The sequence below is a fragment of the Paracoccus sp. MKU1 genome (genome assembly GCF_001447385.1).
Lineage (GTDB): Bacteria > Pseudomonadota > Alphaproteobacteria > Rhodobacterales > Rhodobacteraceae > Paracoccus.
Window position 1 is genome coordinate 1 of the sequence record NZ_LLWQ01000187.1, and the last position, 19,514, is coordinate 19,514.

General features: G+C 67.2%; 18 protein-coding genes. 16 read left to right on the top strand and 2 right to left on the bottom strand.

Going from position 1 to position 19,514, the window contains the following annotated elements:
- Positions 1-306: aminopeptidase P family N-terminal domain-containing protein (locus tag AQY21_RS15315; protein WP_203416517.1), on the bottom strand; the 306-nt coding region annotated here is incomplete at its 3' end.
- 122 nt (positions 307-428) lie between these two features.
- Here AQY21_RS15315 and AQY21_RS15320 point away from each other — a divergent pair.
- Positions 429-1,334: a LysR substrate-binding domain-containing protein gene (locus tag AQY21_RS15320; RefSeq protein ID WP_058098492.1), complete on the top strand. Its 906-nt coding sequence runs from the start codon at positions 429-431 to the stop codon at positions 1,332-1,334.
- 6 nt (positions 1,335-1,340) lie between these two features.
- On the opposite strand, the gene AQY21_RS15325 is transcribed toward AQY21_RS15320, so the two are convergent.
- A complete protein-coding gene (locus AQY21_RS15325) occupies positions 1,341-1,784 on the bottom strand; it encodes an Rrf2 family transcriptional regulator (protein ID WP_058098493.1) in 444 nt (147 codons plus the stop codon).
- A gap of 124 nt (positions 1,785-1,908) precedes the next feature.
- Between AQY21_RS15325 and hmpA the strand changes: the two genes are divergently transcribed.
- The 15 genes from hmpA to iolD all read left to right on the top strand — a co-directional run bounded on the left by hmpA (position 1,909) and on the right by iolD (position 19,505).
- A complete protein-coding gene (hmpA, locus tag AQY21_RS15330; protein WP_058098494.1) occupies positions 1,909-3,117 on the top strand; it encodes an NO-inducible flavohemoprotein in 1,209 nt (402 codons plus the stop codon).
- 13 nt (positions 3,118-3,130) lie between these two features.
- Positions 3,131-3,595, top strand: coding sequence for a hypothetical protein (locus AQY21_RS15335; protein ID WP_058098495.1), 465 nt, complete (start codon positions 3,131-3,133; stop codon positions 3,593-3,595).
- Between the two features lie 153 nt (positions 3,596-3,748).
- Complete coding sequence (locus AQY21_RS15340; RefSeq protein ID WP_238986799.1) at positions 3,749-5,095, top strand: MFS transporter; 1,347 nt, start codon at positions 3,749-3,751, stop codon at positions 5,093-5,095.
- Between the two features lie 110 nt (positions 5,096-5,205).
- Positions 5,206-6,243 carry a GlxA family transcriptional regulator gene (locus AQY21_RS15345; protein WP_058098497.1) on the top strand — a complete coding sequence of 346 codons (1,038 nt, stop codon included), beginning with the start codon at positions 5,206-5,208 and terminating at the stop codon, positions 6,241-6,243.
- Between the two features lie 95 nt (positions 6,244-6,338).
- Positions 6,339-7,013 carry a DUF2270 domain-containing protein gene (locus tag AQY21_RS15350; protein ID WP_058098498.1) on the top strand — a complete coding sequence of 225 codons (675 nt, stop codon included), beginning with the start codon at positions 6,339-6,341 and terminating at the stop codon, positions 7,011-7,013.
- Between the two features lie 71 nt (positions 7,014-7,084).
- Positions 7,085-8,116, top strand: a complete 1,032-nt coding sequence (locus AQY21_RS15355) for a LacI family DNA-binding transcriptional regulator (RefSeq protein WP_058098499.1) — start codon at positions 7,085-7,087, stop codon at positions 8,114-8,116.
- A gap of 218 nt (positions 8,117-8,334) precedes the next feature.
- Positions 8,335-9,276, top strand: coding sequence for a sugar ABC transporter substrate-binding protein (locus AQY21_RS15360; protein WP_058098500.1), 942 nt, complete (start codon positions 8,335-8,337; stop codon positions 9,274-9,276).
- 61 nt (positions 9,277-9,337) lie between these two features.
- Positions 9,338-10,849 (top strand): sugar ABC transporter ATP-binding protein, encoded by a 1,512-nt coding sequence (locus AQY21_RS15365; protein ID WP_058098501.1) that lies wholly within the window; start codon positions 9,338-9,340, stop codon positions 10,847-10,849.
- Between the two features lie 25 nt (positions 10,850-10,874).
- Entirely contained in the window at positions 10,875-11,891 is a 1,017-nt protein-coding gene (locus tag AQY21_RS15370) for an ABC transporter permease (protein ID WP_058098502.1), read from the top strand.
- Between the two features lie 3 nt (positions 11,892-11,894).
- Entirely contained in the window at positions 11,895-13,007 is a 1,113-nt protein-coding gene (locus tag AQY21_RS15375; RefSeq protein WP_058098503.1) for a Gfo/Idh/MocA family protein, read from the top strand.
- A 7-nt stretch (positions 13,008-13,014) separates the two neighbouring features.
- A complete protein-coding gene (locus tag AQY21_RS15380; protein WP_058098504.1) occupies positions 13,015-13,917 on the top strand; it encodes a sugar phosphate isomerase/epimerase family protein in 903 nt (300 codons plus the stop codon).
- A 2-nt stretch (positions 13,918-13,919) separates the two neighbouring features.
- Entirely contained in the window at positions 13,920-14,930 is a 1,011-nt protein-coding gene (locus AQY21_RS15385) for a Gfo/Idh/MocA family protein (RefSeq protein WP_058098505.1), read from the top strand.
- An 8-nt stretch (positions 14,931-14,938) separates the two neighbouring features.
- Positions 14,939-15,745, top strand: a complete 807-nt coding sequence (locus AQY21_RS15390; RefSeq protein WP_058098506.1) for a TIM barrel protein — start codon at positions 14,939-14,941, stop codon at positions 15,743-15,745.
- The gene (iolC, locus tag AQY21_RS15395) at positions 15,742-17,667 is read left to right on the top strand and encodes a 5-dehydro-2-deoxygluconokinase (protein WP_058098507.1); all 1,926 of its coding nucleotides are present in this window, start codon (positions 15,742-15,744) and stop codon (positions 17,665-17,667) included. Before AQY21_RS15390 ends, iolC begins: the two co-directional genes overlap by 4 nt.
- The gene (iolD, locus tag AQY21_RS15400) at positions 17,664-19,505 is read left to right on the top strand and encodes a 3D-(3,5/4)-trihydroxycyclohexane-1,2-dione acylhydrolase (decyclizing) (RefSeq protein ID WP_058098508.1); all 1,842 of its coding nucleotides are present in this window, start codon (positions 17,664-17,666) and stop codon (positions 19,503-19,505) included. The genes iolC and iolD overlap by 4 nt, the downstream gene beginning before the upstream one ends.
- Positions 19,506-19,514 lie beyond the last annotated feature (9 nt).

Sequence of the window (19,514 nt, forward strand, 5' to 3'; positions counted from 1 at the left end):
CCAGTCGGTATAGGTGATGTTGCCGCCGAAGCTGCGCCGCCAGGGCTGGCCGCCGTCGATGCCGGCGCTGATGGTGGTGGCCTTGTCGTGGTCGATCACCAGCCCGTAGCGGCGGCCGAACTGGCAATAGAGGAAATCGGCGTAATAGTTGATGTTGTGATAGGAGGTGAACAGCGCCGCATCGATGCCCGCCTGCGCCATATGCGCCCGGATCGCATCCTGCCGGCGCTGCATCTCCGCCGCCGTGAAGGTCGGCGACGCCTTCTCGCCATTGCCGACGAAACTTTGAAGCCTGTCGCGGTGCATGGGATGTCCTTTTCGTCTTTCTGGGGTTCGGATGGCGGCAGGATCGGGCCGGGAGGGGCTCTTGTCAAAAGACGGTTTCTCATGCTTCACTTGAGAAAATCTCAAACGGTTCCGGAACGCCCATGTCGCTTTTGCCGCTGAACGCCCTGCGCGCCTTCGAGGCGGTCGCCCGGATGAAAAGCTTCAAGGAGGCAGCGAAGGCGCTGTTCGTTACCCAATCGGCCGTCAGCCATCAGGTCCGCCACCTTGAGGAATTTCTGGGCGTGGCGCTGTTCGACCGCTCGGGGCCGCGGCCGCGCATCCTGCCACGCGGGCAGGAGCTTGCGCGCACGCTGAGCCTGTCGCTGGCCGAGATCGAGGCCGCCTGCAAGCGGGTGCGCAGCGCCGGCCAGGGGCAGCCGCTGGTGATCGCCGCTATCCCCTCGGTCGCGATCTGCTGGCTGATTCCGCGGCTCTCGCGCTTTCGGCAGGCGCATCCCGACCTGGCGCTGCGGGTGGTCTATGCCATGCACGGGCAGGAGATCGATTTTCGCAGCACGCATTTCGCCTTCGTCTTCGCCGACGGCCCGCCGGTCCTGCCGGGGGTGCGGGTGATGGCCTTTCTGCCCGGCGAAAGCGCGCCGGTCTGCAACCCCTCGCTGCTGCCCGGACTGGGCGAGGCGCCGCCCTCGGCGGCCGAGATCAAGGCGGCGGGGCTCTTGCACGATACCGACACATCCGCCTGGCGCGCCTGGCTTTTGCGGGCGGGCAACGGCATCGGCCCGGACGAGGCCGGGCCGGTCTTCGAGGATTTCAACCTCTTGCGCGCCGCCGCGCTGGCCGGGCAGGGAGTGGCGCTTTGCCCGCTGGCAATGATCCGCGACGATCTGGACAGCGGCCGGCTGGTGCGGCTGTCGCCGCTCACGGTGCTGGAGAATTACGGCTACTACCTGCTGGCCAACGATCCGCAGCCCGCCGATCTGGCCGAGAACGCCCAGGCCTTTCAGGACTGGGCCTTTCGGGAACGGGATGCAGGGCAGGGCGCCTGATCCTGGTCAGGACCGCACCGCTTCGCGCGGCGCGACCGGATTCAGCAGATGCGAGAAATCCGGCCGCCGCGCCAGCACATCGGCCAGGCTGTAGCCGTCCAGCACCGCCATGAAGCCCGCCATCGCCTCGTCCAGAACCGAGGTCAGCCCGCAGGCCGGGGCGATGATGCAGCTGCCGCAGCCGACCAGGTCGAAATCGTCCTCGGTATGGCGCACCAGCGCACCGATATTGATCTCGGCCGGCGGCCGGGCCAGCCGGATGCCGCCGTTGCGGCCGCGCAGGCTGGCCAGGAAGCCGGCATGCACCAGATCGTTGATGACCTTCATCAGGTGGTTCTGCGAGATGCCATAGGCCTGCGCGATCTCGCCGATCGAGCATAGCCGCTCGGGCTCGCGGCCCAGATACAGCAGCACGCGCATGGCGTAATCGGTATAGCGCGTCAGGCGCATCGCGGACTCCGATAAAACATGTATCCTGATTGCATGTTTCTGGCGGCAAGGATAGATGTACCCACGATACATGTTTTGAGTCGCGGCCGGAATCCCCGCCGTGCAACCTTGCAGGAGAAAATGCATGCCGCAGCCATTGAGCGCGCAAACCATTGCGCTGGTCAAAGCCACCGTTCCCGCGCTCGAGGCGCATGGCCTTGATGTCGTGCGCGAAATGTATGCGCGCATGTTCCGGAACCCGGAAATCCGCGACCTGTTCAACCAGTCGCATCAGGGCGGGTCCGAGGCGCAACCGCGCGCACTGACCGGGGCGATCCTGGCCTATGCCAACAATATCGACAACCTGACGGCGCTGGTGCCGGCGGTCGAACGCATCGCCCAGAAGCATGTCGGCTTGCAGATCCTGCCCGAACATTACCCGCATGTCGCCGAGGCGCTGCTGGGCGCCATTCGCGCCGTGCTGGGCGAGGCCGCCACCGACGAGATCCTGGAGGCCTGGGGCGAGGCCTATTGGTTCCTCGCCAATATCCTGATCGCGCGCGAGCGGCGGATCTATGACGAGCAGCTGGCCGTGGAGGGCGGCTGGAACGGCTGGCGCGACTTCCGCATCGACGAGATCGTCCGGGAAAGCAGCACCATCGCCTCCTTCATCCTGCGCCCGGTCGATGGCGGGCCGGTGATGGCGCACAAGCCGGGCCAGTATCTGACCTTCTGGCTGGAGATCCCCGGCCATGCCCCGGCCAAGCGCAACTATTCGATCTCGGCCGCGCCGAACGGCCGGACCTATCGCATCTCGGTCAAGCGCGAGCCGCAGGGGCTGGCCTCGGGCTGGCTGCACCAGCAGGCGCCGGGCACGGTGCTGAAGGTGGCCGCGCCCGCGGGCGAATTCTTCCTGCCCGAACACCCCGAGCGGCCGGTGGTGCTGTTGTCCGGAGGCGTGGGGCTGACGCCGATGGTCGCCATGCTGGAGGCGCTGGTGCAATCGGCCGCCCAGGTGCCGGTGCATTACATCCATGGCACGCATGACCGCGATACCCATGCGATGCGCGCCCATGTGCGGGCGCTGGCCGAGGGCCGGCCGCAGATCGCCGTCACCGATTTCCACCAGACGCCGCTGGCGGACGAGGTCGCGGGCCGCGACTACGACCATGCCGGGCTGATCACCGAGGAATGGCTGCTCGCCAACACTCCGGCCAGCGAGGCGGATTACTACATCTGCGGCCCGCGCCCCTTCCTGCGCGCGGCGGTGGCGGCGCTGTCGCTGGCGGGTGTGCCCTCGGACCGGATCCATTACGAATTCTTCGGCCCGGCCGACGAATTGCTGGCGGCCTGAGGCAGGGCGGGCCATGGACGACTTCACCCTGGCGCGGATCGTCCATGTCGTCGCCGTGCTGTTCTGGATCGGCGGCGTGGCCTTCGTCACCACGGTGCTGATCCCCGCCATCGCCGCCGCCTTCCCGGCGGCGGAGCGGTTGCACTTCTTTCACCGCATCGAGGGCCGCTTCGCCCCGCAGGCCCGGCTCTGGGTGCTGCTGGCCGGGGCCAGCGGCTTGTGGATGGTCTGGCGCGGCGACATGTGGCACCGCTTCACCGAGGCGGGGTTCTGGTGGATGCACGCCATGCTGGCGGTCTGGCTGGTCTTTGCCGCATTGCTCTGCGTGGTCGAGCCGCTGTTCCTGCATCGGCGCATGCAACAGTCGCGCGAGCCGGGGCGCGATTTCGCCCGGCTGGCCCGGATGCACCGCATCCTGCTGGCGCTGTCGGTCGTGGCGGCGATCGGCGCTGTCGGTGGCAGCCACGGGCTGTTCTAGCGCCGCCTTAGCGCCCCGGCACCGCGCCGGGACAAGGTCGCTTCATTTCCGCCAAGCGTCGCAAATCTCGCCTCGGATGGGAAACTGACCGGGTTACCACCCGTGGCAGGGGGCCAAAGCCGGGCGGCGATTGCCGTCCTGGCCGGTGGCCGCATGGCAGATCTGGGGGGAGCTATGTATCTGACGACGACGCAAGACGCGGCCTGGCCGCAGGATGCCTCGGGGCCTGTCAGCCTGGACGAGGCGCCGCTCAAGCCGATTCACCTGCTGGCGGCGGCAGCGGTTCTGGGCGGCGCGGCACTGGACGGTTACGTGCTGGGCATCGTCGGCCCGTCGCTGGCGCTGGCCGGGAGCGAGCTGAACCTGTCGGCCGTCAGCCAGGGCCTGATCGCCGCCAGCGCGCTGATCGGCGTCTTCATCGGCGGGCTGTTCTTCGGCAGCCTTGCCGACCGCTATGGCCGGCGCCCGGTCTTCTCCTGGAACCTTGCCGCCTTCGTGGTGCTGTCGATCCTGCAACTTTTCGTCCAGGAGGTCTGGCAGCTCGTGGCGCTGCGGCTGGTGCTTGGCCTCGCCATCGGCGTCGAATACGCGGTCGGCACCTCGGTCCTGGCCGAGTTCTCGCGCCGCAAGGGCAGGGGCGTGCTGCTGGGCAGCTTCGCCGTCGGCTGGCAGGTGGGCTTTACCATCGCCTTCGTGGTCGGCAGCCTTTACACCGGCAGCGACTGGCGCTTTTTGCTGGCGACCAGCGCGGTGCCGGCGATCATCACCTTCATCCTGCGCATGGGCCTGCCCGAGACGCCGATGTGGCTGAAGGCGCGCGGCCGCGAGGCCGAGGCCCGCGCCGTCGTCGAGCGGCATTTCGGCCCCGGCTATACCATCCCCGCGGTCGAGCTGGAAAAGGCCCACGCCTCGCCGAAAGAGCTGCTTGTGGGCGAGAACCGCTTCCAGCATCTCTATTCCGGCCTGTTCTGGTTCTGCCAGGTCGGTCCGTTCTTCGCCATCTTCACCTTCATCGGCCCGGTCTTCGACGCGCTCGGCATCAGGGATGCGACCACGGTCGACCTGTGGCTGAACGCCTTGCAGATCCTGGGCGCGGTCTTCGGCCTCTTGCTGCTGCATTGGCTGAGCCGGCGGTCCTTTGTCATCTGGACCTTCGCCGTCATGTTCGCGGCACTCCTGGCCATCGGCCTGATGCCGCAGGCGCCCTTGTGGCTGGTGGTGCCGCTGTTCGGGCTTTACATGTTCATCGCGCCAGCCGCGAACAACATCCAGTATGTCTATCCGGCCGAGATCTTCGACACCCGGCTGCGTTCGACCGGAGTGGGTTTCTCGGCCGCCTTCTCGCGCATCTCGGCGGCCTCGGCGGTCTATCTGCTGCCGGTGTCGTTGCAGGTCTTCGGCGCCTCGGCGTCGCTGCTGATCATGGCGGGATTTCCGCTGCTGGGGCTGATCCTGTCGATCCTCTGGGCGCCCGAGACCAAGCGCAAGACGCTGCGCTGAAGGCGGGAAAGCCGGACCGGCAGGGGGGCTTGGCAGCGCCCCGTGCCTTGTGGCAATGCGAAGCTGACGCCCGGTCCGCCGGCCCGGGCGCAGCATTCGGGAAAGGTATCGTGTCGCAATCTGTTGCCGACGACAGCGAACGCTATATCGCGCGGGGCATTGCCCATGTGAAGCTTTCGACGCCGCCCCGGGCGCCGATCACGATTTCCTTCGTGCTGATGCCGCGCTTCACCATGCTGGCCTTCACCTCGGCGATCGAGCCGCTGCGCGTGGCCAACCAGCTGACCGAGAGGCTGCTGTTCAAATGGCGCATCCACAGCGAGACGGGGGCGCCGATCACCTGTTCGAACGGCGTGCCGCTGGTGCCCGACGCGCCGCTGTCCGAGGCGCCGGCCTCGGATTACGTGCTGGTTTGCGGCGGGGTCGAACCGGATGCGGGTTGCAGCACCGAGCTGACCGACTGGATCCGCAAACAATGGCGCCATGGCGGCACGGTCGGCGGGCTTTGCACCGGCGCCTATGCGCTGGCCCGGGCCGGCATCCTCAACAACCGCCGCTTCACCCTGCATTGGGAGAACATCCCGAACTTCACCGAGAAATATCCCGACCTCGCGCCCGAGCGGCGCATCTTCTGCATCGACGACCGCATCGTCACCTGCGCCGGCGGCGTCGCCTCGGCCGAACTGGCGCTGAAGCTGATCGAGGATTACTACGGCGCCGAGCTGAGCCAGGCGGTGATGAACATGTGCCTGCTGGGCCAGATCCGGCGCGGCGAGGACGAGCAGCTCAGCTCGCTTTCCGTCCGCCTGGGCACGCGCAACGACCATCTGATCCGCGCCGTGGCCTATATCGAGGCCCATGTCGAGGACGAGGTCGATCTGGGCGAATGCGCCAGCCACCTGGGCATCTCGCGCCGCCAGTTGGAGCGGCTGTTCCAGCGCTACCTGGACACCACGCCGCTGCAATATCTCAACAAGGTGCGGCTGCAACATGCCCGCTCGCTGCTGACCGAGACCAATCTCAGCGTCATGCAGGTGGCGGTGGCCTGCGGCTTCAGCTCGTCCTCGTATTTCTCCAAGGTGTTCCGGACGCAATACGGCGTCTCGCCCTACAAGTTCTCGCTGACCCGCAAGCGCGCGGGGGAATGAGGGGGGCCGGCGCCGCTCGCCTTGCCTGCCTGGAAAGCGGGCACTTGCCCCGAAAGCCGTCCCCTGCCAAGCTGCAAGGCAGGGAGAACGCGCATATGGACGGGCAGAGGAACAGTCGCAAACCGCTGGACACGGCGGAAATCGGGGCATTGGCGCATCTTTACCGGGCCGAGATCTATCGCTCGACCATCTGGCGAACGCGGCTCGACACCACCACCAACTGGTCGGTGGTGACGCTGGGGGTGGCGTTGTCGATCACCTTTTCCTCGCCCCAGGCCTCGCCCTTGCCGCTGGTGCTGGTCGGCATCCTCATCATCTTCTTCCTGATGCTGGAGGCCCGGCGCTATCGCTATTTCAACGTCTGGCGCGCCCGCTGCCGCTGGATGGAGCTGAACTTCATGGCGCCGATGCTGAGCGAGGGGGACATACGGCTCGATTCCGGCTGGCAGGACCGGCTGGCCGAGGATTACCGCCATCCCGTCTATCACGTCAGCCTGCGCACCGCCATCGGCAGGCGGATCCGGCGCAATTACTTCTGGATCCTGCTGATCCAGACCGCGGCTTATCTGGGCAAGCTGGTGGTGCATCCCGCCGCGCTGCAATCCTTCGGCGAACTGCTGGAGCGCGCCGCCATCGGCCCGATACCGGGCTGGCTGGTGCTGGGGCTGGGCCTGCTGTATTGCGCCAGCTGGGGCGTCATCGCGCTGTGGAGCCTGCGCGACGACCGCCAGCGCGCGCGCTGGCGCCGCGATCCCCTGGGCATGGGGTGAAACCCTTCTGCCGGGCATTGCAATCCTGAAAGGATTCCATCACGGTTTACCTCATAAGGATGAGGGAAGACATGCCGGGACGCCCGACGATCGAGGATGTGGCCAAGGCGGCCGGAGTCAGCGTTGCGACGGTGGATCGCGTGCTGAACGGCCGCGCCAAGGTGCGCGAGGAAACCGCGCGCAAGGTTTCCGAGGCGGCCGAGGCGGTCGGCTATCACGCCGCCCCGGCGATCCGGGCGCGAGCGTTGGCGCATGTGCCCGAACTGCACCTGGGCATCGTGCTGCAAAAGGAGCGCCATGCCTTCTACCAGGATTTCGCCGCCCGCATCCACGAGGCCGCGCGCCATGATCCGCTGCGCCGCTGGCGGCTGACCATCCGCTTCTCGCCCGGCCAGTCGCCGGCCGATTTCGCCGAAACCATCGCCGGCATGGCCGGCAAGGTGCAGGCCGTCGCAGCGACCGGCATCGACCATCATGACGTGACCTCGGCCGTTGCCATGCTGCGCGGTCGCGGCATCCCGGTGTTTTCGCTGCTGTCCGACTTTGCCGCCGGGGTGCGCGAGGCCTATCTGGGCACCAACAATCTCAAGACCGGACGCACCGCCGCCTGGCTGATGCATCGCATCATGCGCCATCCGGGCAAGCTGGCGCTGTTCATCGGCGGCCACCGCTTTCACGGCCACGACCTGCGCGAGGCCGGGTTTCGCAGCTATTTCCGCGAATACGCACCCGAGATCGCCTTTCTGGACACGATGATCAACCTCGAGACCCGGCAGCTGACCTATGAGACGACGCTGGAAATCGCCGCGCGCCACCCGGACCTTGCCGGCATCTATTGCGCCGGCGGCGGCATGGAAGGTGCCATTGCCGCGATCCAGGAATTGGGCCTGGGCGGCAAGGTGGCGCTGATCGTGAACGAACTGACGCCGGAATCGCGCCAGGGGCTGATGCAGGGCGTGGTCTCGGTGGTGCTGGCGACACCGCTGCAACCGCTGGCGGCGGACCTGCTGAGCGCCGTGGCGCATGTGCTGGAACATGGCATGGCGGAAAATCCCGGGCAACGCTTCGTCACCTCGCTGGTGGTGACGCCCGAAAGCCTCTGATCAAAAATGATGGAAAAATATCAAAACTCGATACTATTCTATCATCCATGATGGAAAATTCATCTCAAAGCATTTGACCGGAATCGCTTTCTGGCCGAAGTCTCCTGCACGGCCCGCGGGATGAGGAACCGCGGTCCGGTTGGGGAGCGGGATCGCATATCGGCATCCGCCGCTCCCGGGCGGGCCAGGGGCCTGCGGAACAGATTGGGAGGACAAGGATGAGAGCATTTCTGCTGACGACCGCCTGCGCCGTTTCGGTCTCGGGCGCGGCCATGGCCGAGAACATCGGTGTGAGCATGGCGCTGTTCGACGACAATTTCCTGACCGTGCTGCGCAACGGCATGCAGGAGCACGCGGCATCGCTGGACGGCGTGACGATCCAGGTCGACGATGCGCAGAACGACGTCGGCAAGCAGCTGAACCAGATCGAGAACTTCATCGCCTCGGGCGTCGATGCGATCATCGTGAACCCGGTCGATACCGATGCCACCATCGCCATGAGCGCGGCGGCGCAGAACGCCGGCATCCCGCTGGTCTTCGTCAACCGCCAGCCGGTGAACCTGGACAGCCTGCCCGAGGGCCAGGCCTTCGTCGCCTCGGACGAAAAGGAATCCGGCACGCTGGAGACGCAGGAGATCTGCCGGCTGCTCAAGGAACAGGGCAAGACCGAGGCCAAGGCGGTGGTGCTGATGGGCGAGCTGTCGAACCAGGCCGCGCGTATCCGCACCCAGGACATCAAGGACGTGCTGGCGACGCCGGAATGCAGCTTCATCACCATCGTGCAGGAGCAGACGGCGAACTGGCAGCGCACCGCCGCCACCGATCTGGTGACCAACTGGCTCTCGGCGGGGACCGAGTTCGACGCGGTGATCTCGAACAATGACGAAATGGCGATCGGCGCCATCCAGGCGCTGAAGGCGGCGGGCCGCGCCATGGAGGAGGTGGTGATCGGCGGCATCGACGCGACGCAGGACGCGCTGGCGGCGATGAAGGCGGGCGACCTGGACGTGACCGTGTTCCAGGATGCGGCGGGGCAGGGCGCCGGCGCGGTGGATACCGCGCTGAAGCTTGCCCGCGGCGAGCCGGTCGAGCAGCGGGTCTACATCCCCTTCCAACTCGTCACCCCGGAGACGGCGGACGAGTTCCTTTCCCGGAACTGACGCTTGCGGCGGGGCGGGCGCCGCGCCCGCCCTGCCTGACCTGAAAAGAAAGGGGGAGCCGATGCTTGACCGGACGAGTGCCTGGCAAGGCGAATACATTCTGGAAGCCGATGACATCACCAAGGCATTTCCCGGGGTCGTGGCCCTGGCCGGCGTACAGCTGCGCATCCGGCCCGGCACGGTTCATGCGCTGATGGGCGAGAACGGCGCCGGGAAATCGACGCTGATGAAGATCATCGCCGGCATACAGAAGCCGGATGCCGGCGAGATCCGGCTGCGCGGCCAGCCGGTCGAGCTCGACTCGCCGCTGGACGCGCTGGAACAGGGCATCGCCATGATCCACCAGGAACTGGCGCTGATGAACCCGATGACGGTGGCCGAGAATGTCTGGATCCGCCGCGAGCCCAGGAACCGGCTGGGGCTGATCGACCATGCCCGGATGAACCAGATGACGCGCGACCTGTTCGCAAGGCTGAACATCCAGCTCGACCCGGCGGCGACGGTCTCGGAGTTGACGGTGGCCGAGAAGCAGATGGTCGAGATCGCCAAGGCGGTCAGCTACAATTCCGACGTGCTGATCATGGACGAGCCGACCTCGGCCCTGACCGAGCGCGAGGTCGAGCACCTGTTCGCCATCATCCGCGACCTGAAGGCGCGCGGCATCGGCATCGTCTACATCACCCACAAGATGAACGAGCTGTTCGAGATCGCCGACGAGTTCACCGTCTTCCGCGACGGCAAATATGTCGGCACCCATGCCAGCAGCGACGTGACCCGCGACGACATCATCCGCATGATGGTAGGGCGCGAGATCACCGAGATGTTCCCCAAGATCGACTGCGAGATCGGCGAGACCGTCCTGGAGCTGCGTAACCTGACCCTGCCGGGCGTGTTCCACGACGTCTCCTTCACCCTGCGCCGGGGCGAGATCCTGGGTCTGGCGGGGCTGGTCGGCTCGAAGCGCTCGAACGTCGCCGAGGCGATCTTCGGCGTGAAACCCGCCGCCTCGGGCGAGATCCTGATCGACGGCAAGCCGGTGCGCATTGCCAGCCCCGCCGCCGCGATGGGGCACGGCATCGCCTTCCTGACCGAGGACCGCAAGGAGACCGGTTGTTTCCTGATCCTCGATTGCCTGGAGAACATCCAGTCGGCGCTGATTACCCGCAGCCATGTCAAGGCGGGGATGGTGCAGGAACGGCAGGTGCGCAGGCTGGCCGAGGAGATGGCCGCCAAGCTGCGGATCAAGACCCCCAGCCTGCACGAAACGGTCGAGAACCTGTCCGGCGGCAACCAGCAGAAACTGCTGATCGCGCGCTGGCTCTTGACCAAGCCGCGCATCCTGATCCTGGACGAACCGACGCGCGGCATCGATGTCGGCGCCAAGGCCGAGATCCATCGCCTGATCACCGGCCTCGCGGCAGAGGGCGTGGCAGTCCTGATGATCTCGTCGGAACTGCCGGAAATTCTTGGAATGAGCGACCGCATCGTCGTCATGCACGAAGGCCATGTCTCGGGCGAGCTGGCGCGCGCCGAGGCGGACCAGATGCGGATTATGGACCTTGCGGCGCGCTGACGCCTTGCGGGGAGGAGGAACGACAATGAATGCAACTTCGCAGACCACCGCGACCCCGACCGGATCGCCCTACCGGCTGCCGGCGGAACTCAACATCCTGCTGGTCCTGGCCGGCATCTGCCTGACCTTCGAGATCCTGGGCTGGATCATGCAGGGGCAATCGTTTCTGGGCAACTGGCAGCGGCTGTCGATCATGATCCTTCAGGTCTCGGTGGTGGGCATCATCGCCATCGGCGTGACGCAGGTCATCATCTCGGGCGGCATCGACCTCAGCTCGGGCTCCATCGTCGGAGCCACGGCGATGATCTCGATGAGCCTTGCGCAGGCCGCCGGCTACGAGCGGGCGATCTATCCCGAGCTGACCGGCCTGCCGGTGGTGGTGCCGCTGCTGGTCGGGCTGCTGTTCGGGCTGATCTGCGGCATCATCAACGGCGCGCTGATCGCCTATACCAAGATCCCGCCCTTCATCGCCACGCTGGGCATGATGGTGACGGCGCGCGGCTTTGCCAAATGGTACACCAAGGGCCAGCCGATCAGCTTCCCCACGGACAGCTTCGCCGCCATCGGCAAGGGCATGATGCCGGTCTTCATCTTCCTGGCGGTGGCGCTGATCTTTCACGTGGCGCTGAAATACACCCGCTATGGCAAGTTCACCTATGCCATCGGCGCCAATCCGCAGGCGGCGCGCGTCTCGGGCATCAATGTCGAGCGCCAGCTGGTCAAGATCTATGCCATTGCCGGGCTCCTGTCGGCCCTGGCCGGGATCGTGGTCGCCGCGCGGGGCCTGACGGCGCAGGCCGGCATGGGCACCATGTACGAGCTCGACGCCATCGCCATGGCGGTGATCGGCGGCGTGTCGCTGACCGGCGGGCGCGGCTCGATCCTGGGCACGATGATCGGCATGGTGATCTTCGGCGTCATCATCTCGGGTTTCACCTTCCTGCGCCTCGACGCCTATTACCAGGAGATGATCAAGGGCGTCATCATCGTCGCCGCCGTGGTCGCCGATGTCTATCGCCAGAAGAAGCGCAAGAAGGCCTGAGCCATGGACAACCGCTCCTTGGGTGTCGCGCTGATCGGCACCGGCTTCATGGGGAAATGCCACGCCATGGCCTGGCGCAACCTCGCCACCGCCTTCGGCGGCACGCCGCCCCGGCTGGAGATCCTGGCCGACACGCCTGCCGACAGGGCCGCCGAGACGGCGCATTCCTTCGGCTTCGCCCGCGCCACCGACGACTGGCGCGCGGCGGTCTCGGACCCGGCCGTCGATGTGGTCTCGATCACCACCCCGAACGGCCTGCATCGCGAGATGGCCGAGGCGGCGCTGGCAGCGGGCAAGCATGTCTGGCTGGAAAAGCCCATGGCCCTGACCGTCGCGGATGCCGAGGCGATGGAGGCGGCGGCGCGCGCCTCGGGCCGGGTCACGCTGCTGGGCTACAACTATACCCGCTCGCCCGCCTTCCGCGCCGCAGCGGAGCTGGTGGCTTCGGGCGCCATCGGCCGGCCGATCCATTTCCGCGGCATGTATGACGAGGATTACATGGCCGATCCCGGCCTGCCCTGGAGTTGGCGGCTGACCCGCAAGGACGGCGGGCTGGGGGCGCTCGGGGACCTGGGCTGCCATCTGGTCTCGGTCATGCTGGCGCTGATGGGGCCGGTCGCCCGCGCCTATGCCCAGGCCGATACCGTGATCGCCGCGCGTCCGCATCAGGGCGGCACGGCATCGGTCGAGAACGAGGACCAGGCCCAAGCGCTGCTCCGCTTTGTCAGCGGTGCCTCGGGCGAATTCTCCTGCTCGCGGGTGGCGCGCGGCTATCGCTGCCGCCTGGCCTGGGAGGTGCAGGGCACCGAGGGCACGCTGCGCTTCGACCAGGAGCGGATGAACGAGCTCTGGCTCTACCAGCCCGGCGCTGCCGAGACCGACGGCTTCCGCCGCATCCTGACCGGCCCGGCCCAGCCCGGCTTCGCGGCCTTCTGCCCGGCGGGCGGCCATAATTTCGGCTTCAACGAGCAAAAGGTGGTCGAGGCGCAGATGCTGCGCGAGGCCATCGAGACCGGCACCCCGGCCTGGCCCGATTTCACCGCGGGCCTCGCCATCGAGCACGTCATTCACGGCATGGCCCGCTCCGCCGAGACCGGCCAGCCCGTCACTTTCTGAGGACGCCATGAAAATTGCCATCGACCCCTTCATGCACCGTCACCTGCCGCTGGAGCAGATCCCGGCCAAGGTCAAGGAACTCGGCTACGACTGGATCGAACTCAGCCCGCGCGGCGATTTCCTGGAATGGTTCAAGGCCCCGCGCGTCTTTCCCGACCGCATCAAGGCACTGAAACAGGCGCTGAAGGACGCCGAGGTCGGCATCGCCAGCCTCTTGCCAATGTATCGCTGGGCGTCGAACGACGAGGCCGAGCGCCAGGCCGCCGTCAAGCACTGGAAGCGCGCCATCGAGATCGCCGTCGAGCTGGGCGTGGACACCATGAACAGCGAATTCGGCCGCGGCCCGCATCCCGACAAGGGCTCCTGCTATTGCTGCCACACCGGCAGCATGATCGAGGCCTGCGAGGACGCGTGGTGGCGCAGCATGGAGGAACTGGTGCCGATCTTCGAGCGCGAGGGCATCAATCTGCATGTCGAGCCCCATCCCGAGGACTGGTGCGAGACGCTGCAACCGGCGCTCGACATCATCCGCACGGTGAACTCGCCGCGGGTGAGGTTCCTCTATTGCGCGCCGCATACCTACTATTTCGGCGACGACACCCGGGCCATGCTGCGCGAGGCCGCCGATGTGCTGGCGCATGTCCATGTCGGCGATACCTTCAACCACAAGGCCAGCTCGGGCCTGCGCTACATCCTGAACCCGCCGGGCACGCAGGCGCGCATCCACCAGCATCTCGACATCGGCCAGGGCGAGGTGCCCTGGAACGATTTCTTCGGCACCCTGGCCGAGATCGGCTTCGACGGCATCATGACCGCCTGCGTCTTCGCCTGGGAAGATCGCGCCGACGAATCCGGCAAGTTCATGCGCCGCGAAATGCAGCGCTACATCGACACCTATTGGAGCAAATGACCATGACCCTGAAGATCGGAGTGATCGGCACCGGCGCCATCGGCCAGGACCATACCCGGCGCATCAACCAGGTGCTGGCCGGCGCCAAGGTCACGGCGCTGAACGACGTCAATCGCGCCAATGCCGAGGCCTGCCGGCGCGACCATGCCCCCGAGGCGCGGATCTTCGACGACCCGCATGCGCTCATCAAGGATGCGGATGTGGATGCGGTCCTGGTCTGCTCCTGGGGCCAGACGCATGAGGAATACGTGCTGGCCGCCATCGCCGCCGGCAAGCCCTGCTTTTGCGAAAAGCCGCTGGCCACCACCGCCGAGGGCGCGCGCCGCATCGTCGAGGCCGAGCAGGCCGCCGGCAAGCGGCTGGTGCAGGTCGGCTTCATGCGCCGCTATGACCCCGGCTATGTCGCGCTGAAAAAGGCGGTGGCCGCGGTGACCGGCGCGCCGCTGATGGTCCATGCCGCGCATCGCAACCCGCGGGTGGGCGAGAATTACCAGACCCCGATGGCGATCCACGACACGCTGATCCACGAGATCGACGTGCTGCGCTGGCTGCTGGACGACGATTATGTCAGCGCCCGGGTGTTCTTCCCGCGCAAATCGCCCCGCGCCCATGAAAAGCTGCGCGACCCGCAGGTGGTGGTGCTGGAAACCGCCAAGGGCGTGGTGATCTATGTCGAGATCTTCGTGAACTGCCATTACGGCTATGACATCCAGTGCGAGATCGTCGGGGAGGACGGCACCGCCAAGCTGCCCGAGCCGATGAGCATCCAGACCCGCTCGGGCGCCGTGCTGGGCCAGCCGATCCTGATGGACTGGAAGGACCGCTTCATCGACAGCTACGACTACGAACTGGCCGATTTCCTGAAAGCGGCGGCCGAGGGCACCGCCGCCGGCCCGAGCGCCTGGGACGGCTATGTCGCCGCCGTCACCGCCGATGCCTGCGTCGCCGCCCAGGAATCCGAAGGCCAGTCCGTCAGGATCGAACTGCCCCCCCGTCCCGCCCTTTACGCCTGAGGTCCGCCATGCGCTTCGCCCTGAACCATATCGTCGCCCCCCGGCTTTCGCTGGCCGAGTTCTTCGCCCTGGCCCGCCGCCTCGGCTGCACCGAGGTCGAGATCCGCAACGACCTGCCCGACGTGACCGGCCAGGCCCCGGCCGAGATCGCCCGCATGGCCGCGGAGGCCGGGGTCTCGATCCTGTCGGTCAATGCGCTCTATCCCTTCAACCGCTGGAGCGAGGACCTCGCCGGCCGCGCCGAGCGGCTGGCCGATTTCGCCGCCGGGGCAGGGGCGCAGGCGCTGGTGCTCTGTCCGCTGAACGACGGCACCGAGATCGCCCATTCCGAGACGGTGGCGGCGCTGGACCGGCTGCGCGCCATCCTGCAGCCGCGCGGGCTGATAGGGCTGGTCGAGCCGCTGGGCTTTCCGCAAAGCGCGCTGCGCCGCAAGGCCGAGGCTGTCGCCGCCATCACCGAGGCCGGCGGGTTCGACGCCTTCCGCCTGCTGCATGACAGCTTCCACCACCATCTGGCGGGCGAGACGGAATGCTTCCCGCATCGCACCGGGCTCGTGCATGTCTCGGGCGTGACCGATCCGTCGCTGGCGGTCGCGGCGATGCTGGACGGCCATCGCGTACTGGTGGACGCCGCGGACCGGCTGGAGAACGCGGCGCAGCTGCGCGCGCTGCTGGCGGACGGCTATGAGGGGCCGGTCAGCTTCGAGCCCTTCGCGCCGGATGTCCATGCGCTGGAGGATATCGAGTCCGCCCTGCGCGCCAGCATGGAACATCTGCGCGCCGCCGTCGCGGAATCCGCGGAGAGCCCGGCATGAGCAAGACGCTTGACGTTATCACGATTGGCCGTTCGTCGGTTGATCTCTACGGGCAGCAGGTTGGCGGTCGTCTGGAGGACATGGGGTCGTTCGCGAAGTATATCGGCGGCTCTCCGACGAACATCGCCTGCGGCACGGCCCGGCTGGGGCTGCGCTCCGCCGTCATCACCCGGGTCGGCGACGAACATATGGGCCGGTTCATCCGCGAGCAGCTTTCGCGCGAGGGCGTCGACACCCGCGGCGTTGCGACCGACCCGGAGCGGCTGACGGCGCTGGTTCTGCTGGGCATCCGCGACGAGGACAGCTTCCCGCTGATCTTCTACCGCGAGAACTGTGCCGACATGGCGCTGAGCGAGGACGACATCGACGAAAGCTTCATCGCCGAGGCCCGCTCGGTGCTGGCGACTGGCACGCATTTGTCGCATCCGCGCACGGAGGCCGCGGTGCTCAAGGCGCTGGACCTGGCGCGGAAGCACGGCACCAGGACGGCGCTGGACATCGATTATCGCCCGAACCTTTGGGGCCTGGCTGGGCACGGCGAGGGCGAGAGCCGCTTCGTCGAAAGCGCTGCGGTAACCGCGAAGCTGCAATCGACCTTGCATCTCTTCGACCTGATCGTCGGCACCGAGGAGGAATTCCACATCGCCGGCGGCTCCACCGACACGATCGAAGCCCTGCGCGCGGTGCGCGAGGTCAGCGCCGCCACGCTGGTCTGCAAGCGCGGCGCGGCCGGCGCGGTCGCCTTCGAGGGCGCGATCCCGGACAACCTCGACGCGGGCCAGGCCGGGCCGGGCTTCCCGATCGAGGTGTTCAACGTGCTGGGGGCGGGCGACGGCTTCTTCTCGGGGCTGATGAAGGGCTGGCTGGACGGCGAGGCCTGGCCCAGGGCGCTGGAATACGCCAATGCCTGCGGGGCCTTCGCGGTTTCCCGCCACGGCTGCACGCCGGCCTATCCGTCGCTGGCAGAACTGGAATTCTTCCTCAAGCGCGGGGTGCTGCGGCCGGATCTGAGGAACGATGCCGAGCTTGAGCAGATCCACTGGTCGACGAACCGCCAGGGCCGGATGGGCGGCGACTGGTCGACCATGCGGGTCTTTGCCTTCGACCATCGTGTCCAGCTGGAAGAGATGCCGGGCTATACGCCGGCAAAGGGCGGCGCGTTCAAGGAACTGTGCCTGCAAGCCGCCTTGCAGGTCGCCGATGGTCAGCCCGGCTACGGCATTCTGTGCGACAACCGCATCGGGCGGCGGGCGCTGCATGCGGCCTCGGGGACGGGGCTTTGGATTGGTCGGCCCTGCGAATGGCCGGGCTCGCGGCCGCTGGAACTGGAGCCTGAACTGGGCCCGGATTGCGGCGGGCTGGGCGCCTGGGCGCGCGAGAATGTGGTCAAGGTGCTGTGCTTCTGCCATCCCGATGACGACGCCGAAACGCGCGCCGCGCAGGAGGCGACGGTCAAGCGCCTCTACACCGCCGCCCGCCGCAACGGGCTGGAGTTCCTGCTGGAGATCATTCCGTCCAAGGTCGGGCCGGTGGACGAGCAGACCACCGCCACGCTGATCCGGCAGTTCTATGCCATCGGCATCTATCCCGACTGGTGGAAGCTGGAACCCCTGACCAGCCGGGCCGCCTGGTCCAACGCCATCGCCGCCATCGAGGAGCACGACCGCCACACCCGCGGCATCGTGGTGCTGGGCCTCGACGCGCCCGAGGCGGAACTGGCCGCCAGCTTCCAGGTCGCTGCCGGCTTCGAACTGGTCAGGGGCTTTGCCGTCGGACGCACGATTTTCGGCGCGGTGGCGCGGCGCTGGCTGCAGGGCGAGATCGGTGACGAGGCCGCCGTGGCCGAGATGGCCAAACGTTACCAGAGACTCTGCCTGATATGGGACAAGGCGCGGACGGCCGCGCAGGAGGATGCAGCATGACCGATACCATCCGCTTGACCGCCGCACAGGCGATGGTGCGCTGGCTGTCGGTGCAGATGACCGAGGACGGCGAGCGCTTCATCGAGGGCGTCTGGGCGATCTTCGGCCATGGTAACGTGGCGGGCCTGGGCGAGGCGCTGCACGGGATCGGTGATGCGCTGCCCACCTGGCGCGGCCAGAACGAGCAGACCATGGCCCATGCCGCCATCGCCTATGCCAAGGCCAAGGGCCGCAGGCGGGCGCAGGCGGTGACGAGCTCCATCGGGCCGGGGGCCACGAACATGGTCACGGCCGCGGCGCTGGCGCATGTGAACCGCCTGCCGGTACTGTTCATTCCGGGCGACGTCTTCGCGAACCGCCGCCCGGATCCGGTGCTGCAACAGGTCGAGGATTTCGACGATGGTACGGTCAGCGCCAACGACTGCTTCCGTCCCGTCAGCCGCTATTTCGACCGCATCCAGCGCCCCGAGCAACTGTTGACCGCGCTGCCGCGCGCGCTGCGGGTGATGACCGATCCGGCGAATTGCGGCCCGGTCACGCTGGCCTTCTGCCAGGACGTGCAGGCCGAGGCCTGGGACTGGCCCGAGGCGTTCTTTGAGCCGCGCGTCTGGCGTATCCGCCGGCCCGAGCCCGATGCGGCGGAGCTGGCCGGGGTGGCGGAGTTAATCCGCAGTGCCAAGGCTCCGGTGATCGTCTGCGGCGGCGGGGTGATCTATTCCGGCGCCGAGGCGGCGCTGGCTGATTTCGCCAGCCGCCACGGCATCCCCGTGATCGAGACACAGGCCGGCAAGTCGGCGCTGGCCCAGGCGCATCCGATGAACTTCGGTGCCGCGGGCGTGGACGGCTCGGCGGCAGCGAATGCGGTGGCGACGACGGCGGATCTGGTGATCGGCATCGGCACCCGCTTCCAGGACTTCACCACCGGCTCCTGGGCGCTGTTCGCCAATCCGGTCCGCAAGCTGGTCTCGATCAACGTCCAGCCCTATGACGCCGACAAGCATGGTGCGGTAGGTCTGGTTGCGGATGCGAAGGTGGCGCTGGAGAAGCTGGGCGATCTGCTGGCCGATTACCGCGCCGGCAATGCCGATGCGCAATCCCGCGCCGAATGGCTGGCGGCGGTCGACGCCCATTGCGCCGCACCGACCGAAGACAACGCGCTGCCAATCGACGCCCAGGTGATCGGCGCCGTGCAGCGCGCGGCCCCCGAGGCCATCGCCATGTGCGCCGCCGGCACCATGCCGGGCGCGCTGAAGCTGCTCTGGCAGCCGGCGCAGGGTGGCTATCACATGGAATACGGCTTCTCCTGCATGGGCTATGAGATCGCCGGGGCGATGGGGCTGAAGCTGGCGCGGCCGGAGCGCGAGGTGATCTGCTTCGTGGGCGACGGCAGCTACATGATGGCCAACAGCGAACTGGCCACGGCGGTGATGCGCCGCGTGCCCTTCACCGTGGTGCTGACCGACAATCGTGGCTATGGCTGCATCAACCGCTTGCAGCAGGGCTGCGGCGGCGAGGAGTTCAACAACATGTATGTGGACTGCAACGTCGAGGTGCAGCCGCAGATCGACTATGTCGCCCATGCCGCGAGCATGGGCGCCCATGCCGTCAAGGCCGGCGGCATCGCCGATCTGGAGGCCGAGATCGCCGAGGCCCGCAGCCGCGACATCCCCACGGTGATCGTCATCGACACCACCGCCGCCCCCGGCCCCGGCGACGGCCTGACCGGCGCCGGCCATTGGTGGGACGTCGCCGTGCCCCAGGTGGGTGGGTCGGACAGGCTCCGCCAAGCCTATGCGAAATACATCGAAAACCGCCGCAAGCAGGCAACCGTCAATTGAAGGAATCCC

Excerpts from the sequence above, each read along its gene's own strand:
- AQY21_RS15320 (WP_058098492.1), top strand. The coding sequence starts at position 429 with ATGTCGCTTTTGCCGCTGAACGCCCTGCGCGCCTTCGAGGCGGTCGCC.
- AQY21_RS15325 (WP_058098493.1), bottom strand. The coding sequence starts at position 1,784 with ATGCGCCTGACGCGCTATACCGATTACGCCATGCGCGTGCTGCTGTAT.
- hmpA (WP_058098494.1), top strand. The coding sequence starts at position 1,909 with ATGCCGCAGCCATTGAGCGCGCAAACCATTGCGCTGGTCAAAGCCACC.
- AQY21_RS15335 (WP_058098495.1), top strand. The coding sequence starts at position 3,131 with ATGGACGACTTCACCCTGGCGCGGATCGTCCATGTCGTCGCCGTGCTG.
- AQY21_RS15340 (WP_238986799.1), top strand. The coding sequence starts at position 3,749 with ATGGCAGATCTGGGGGGAGCTATGTATCTGACGACGACGCAAGACGCG.
- AQY21_RS15350 (WP_058098498.1), top strand. The coding sequence starts at position 6,339 with ATGGACGGGCAGAGGAACAGTCGCAAACCGCTGGACACGGCGGAAATC.
- AQY21_RS15355 (WP_058098499.1), top strand. The coding sequence starts at position 7,085 with ATGCCGGGACGCCCGACGATCGAGGATGTGGCCAAGGCGGCCGGAGTC.
- AQY21_RS15360 (WP_058098500.1), top strand. The coding sequence starts at position 8,335 with ATGAGAGCATTTCTGCTGACGACCGCCTGCGCCGTTTCGGTCTCGGGC.
- AQY21_RS15365 (WP_058098501.1), top strand. The coding sequence starts at position 9,338 with ATGCTTGACCGGACGAGTGCCTGGCAAGGCGAATACATTCTGGAAGCC.
- AQY21_RS15370 (WP_058098502.1), top strand. The coding sequence starts at position 10,875 with ATGAATGCAACTTCGCAGACCACCGCGACCCCGACCGGATCGCCCTAC.
- AQY21_RS15375 (WP_058098503.1), top strand. The coding sequence starts at position 11,895 with ATGGACAACCGCTCCTTGGGTGTCGCGCTGATCGGCACCGGCTTCATG.
- AQY21_RS15380 (WP_058098504.1), top strand. The coding sequence starts at position 13,015 with ATGAAAATTGCCATCGACCCCTTCATGCACCGTCACCTGCCGCTGGAG.
- AQY21_RS15385 (WP_058098505.1), top strand. The coding sequence starts at position 13,920 with ATGACCCTGAAGATCGGAGTGATCGGCACCGGCGCCATCGGCCAGGAC.
- AQY21_RS15390 (WP_058098506.1), top strand. The coding sequence starts at position 14,939 with ATGCGCTTCGCCCTGAACCATATCGTCGCCCCCCGGCTTTCGCTGGCC.
- iolC (WP_058098507.1), top strand. The coding sequence starts at position 15,742 with ATGAGCAAGACGCTTGACGTTATCACGATTGGCCGTTCGTCGGTTGAT.
- iolD (WP_058098508.1), top strand. The coding sequence starts at position 17,664 with ATGACCGATACCATCCGCTTGACCGCCGCACAGGCGATGGTGCGCTGG.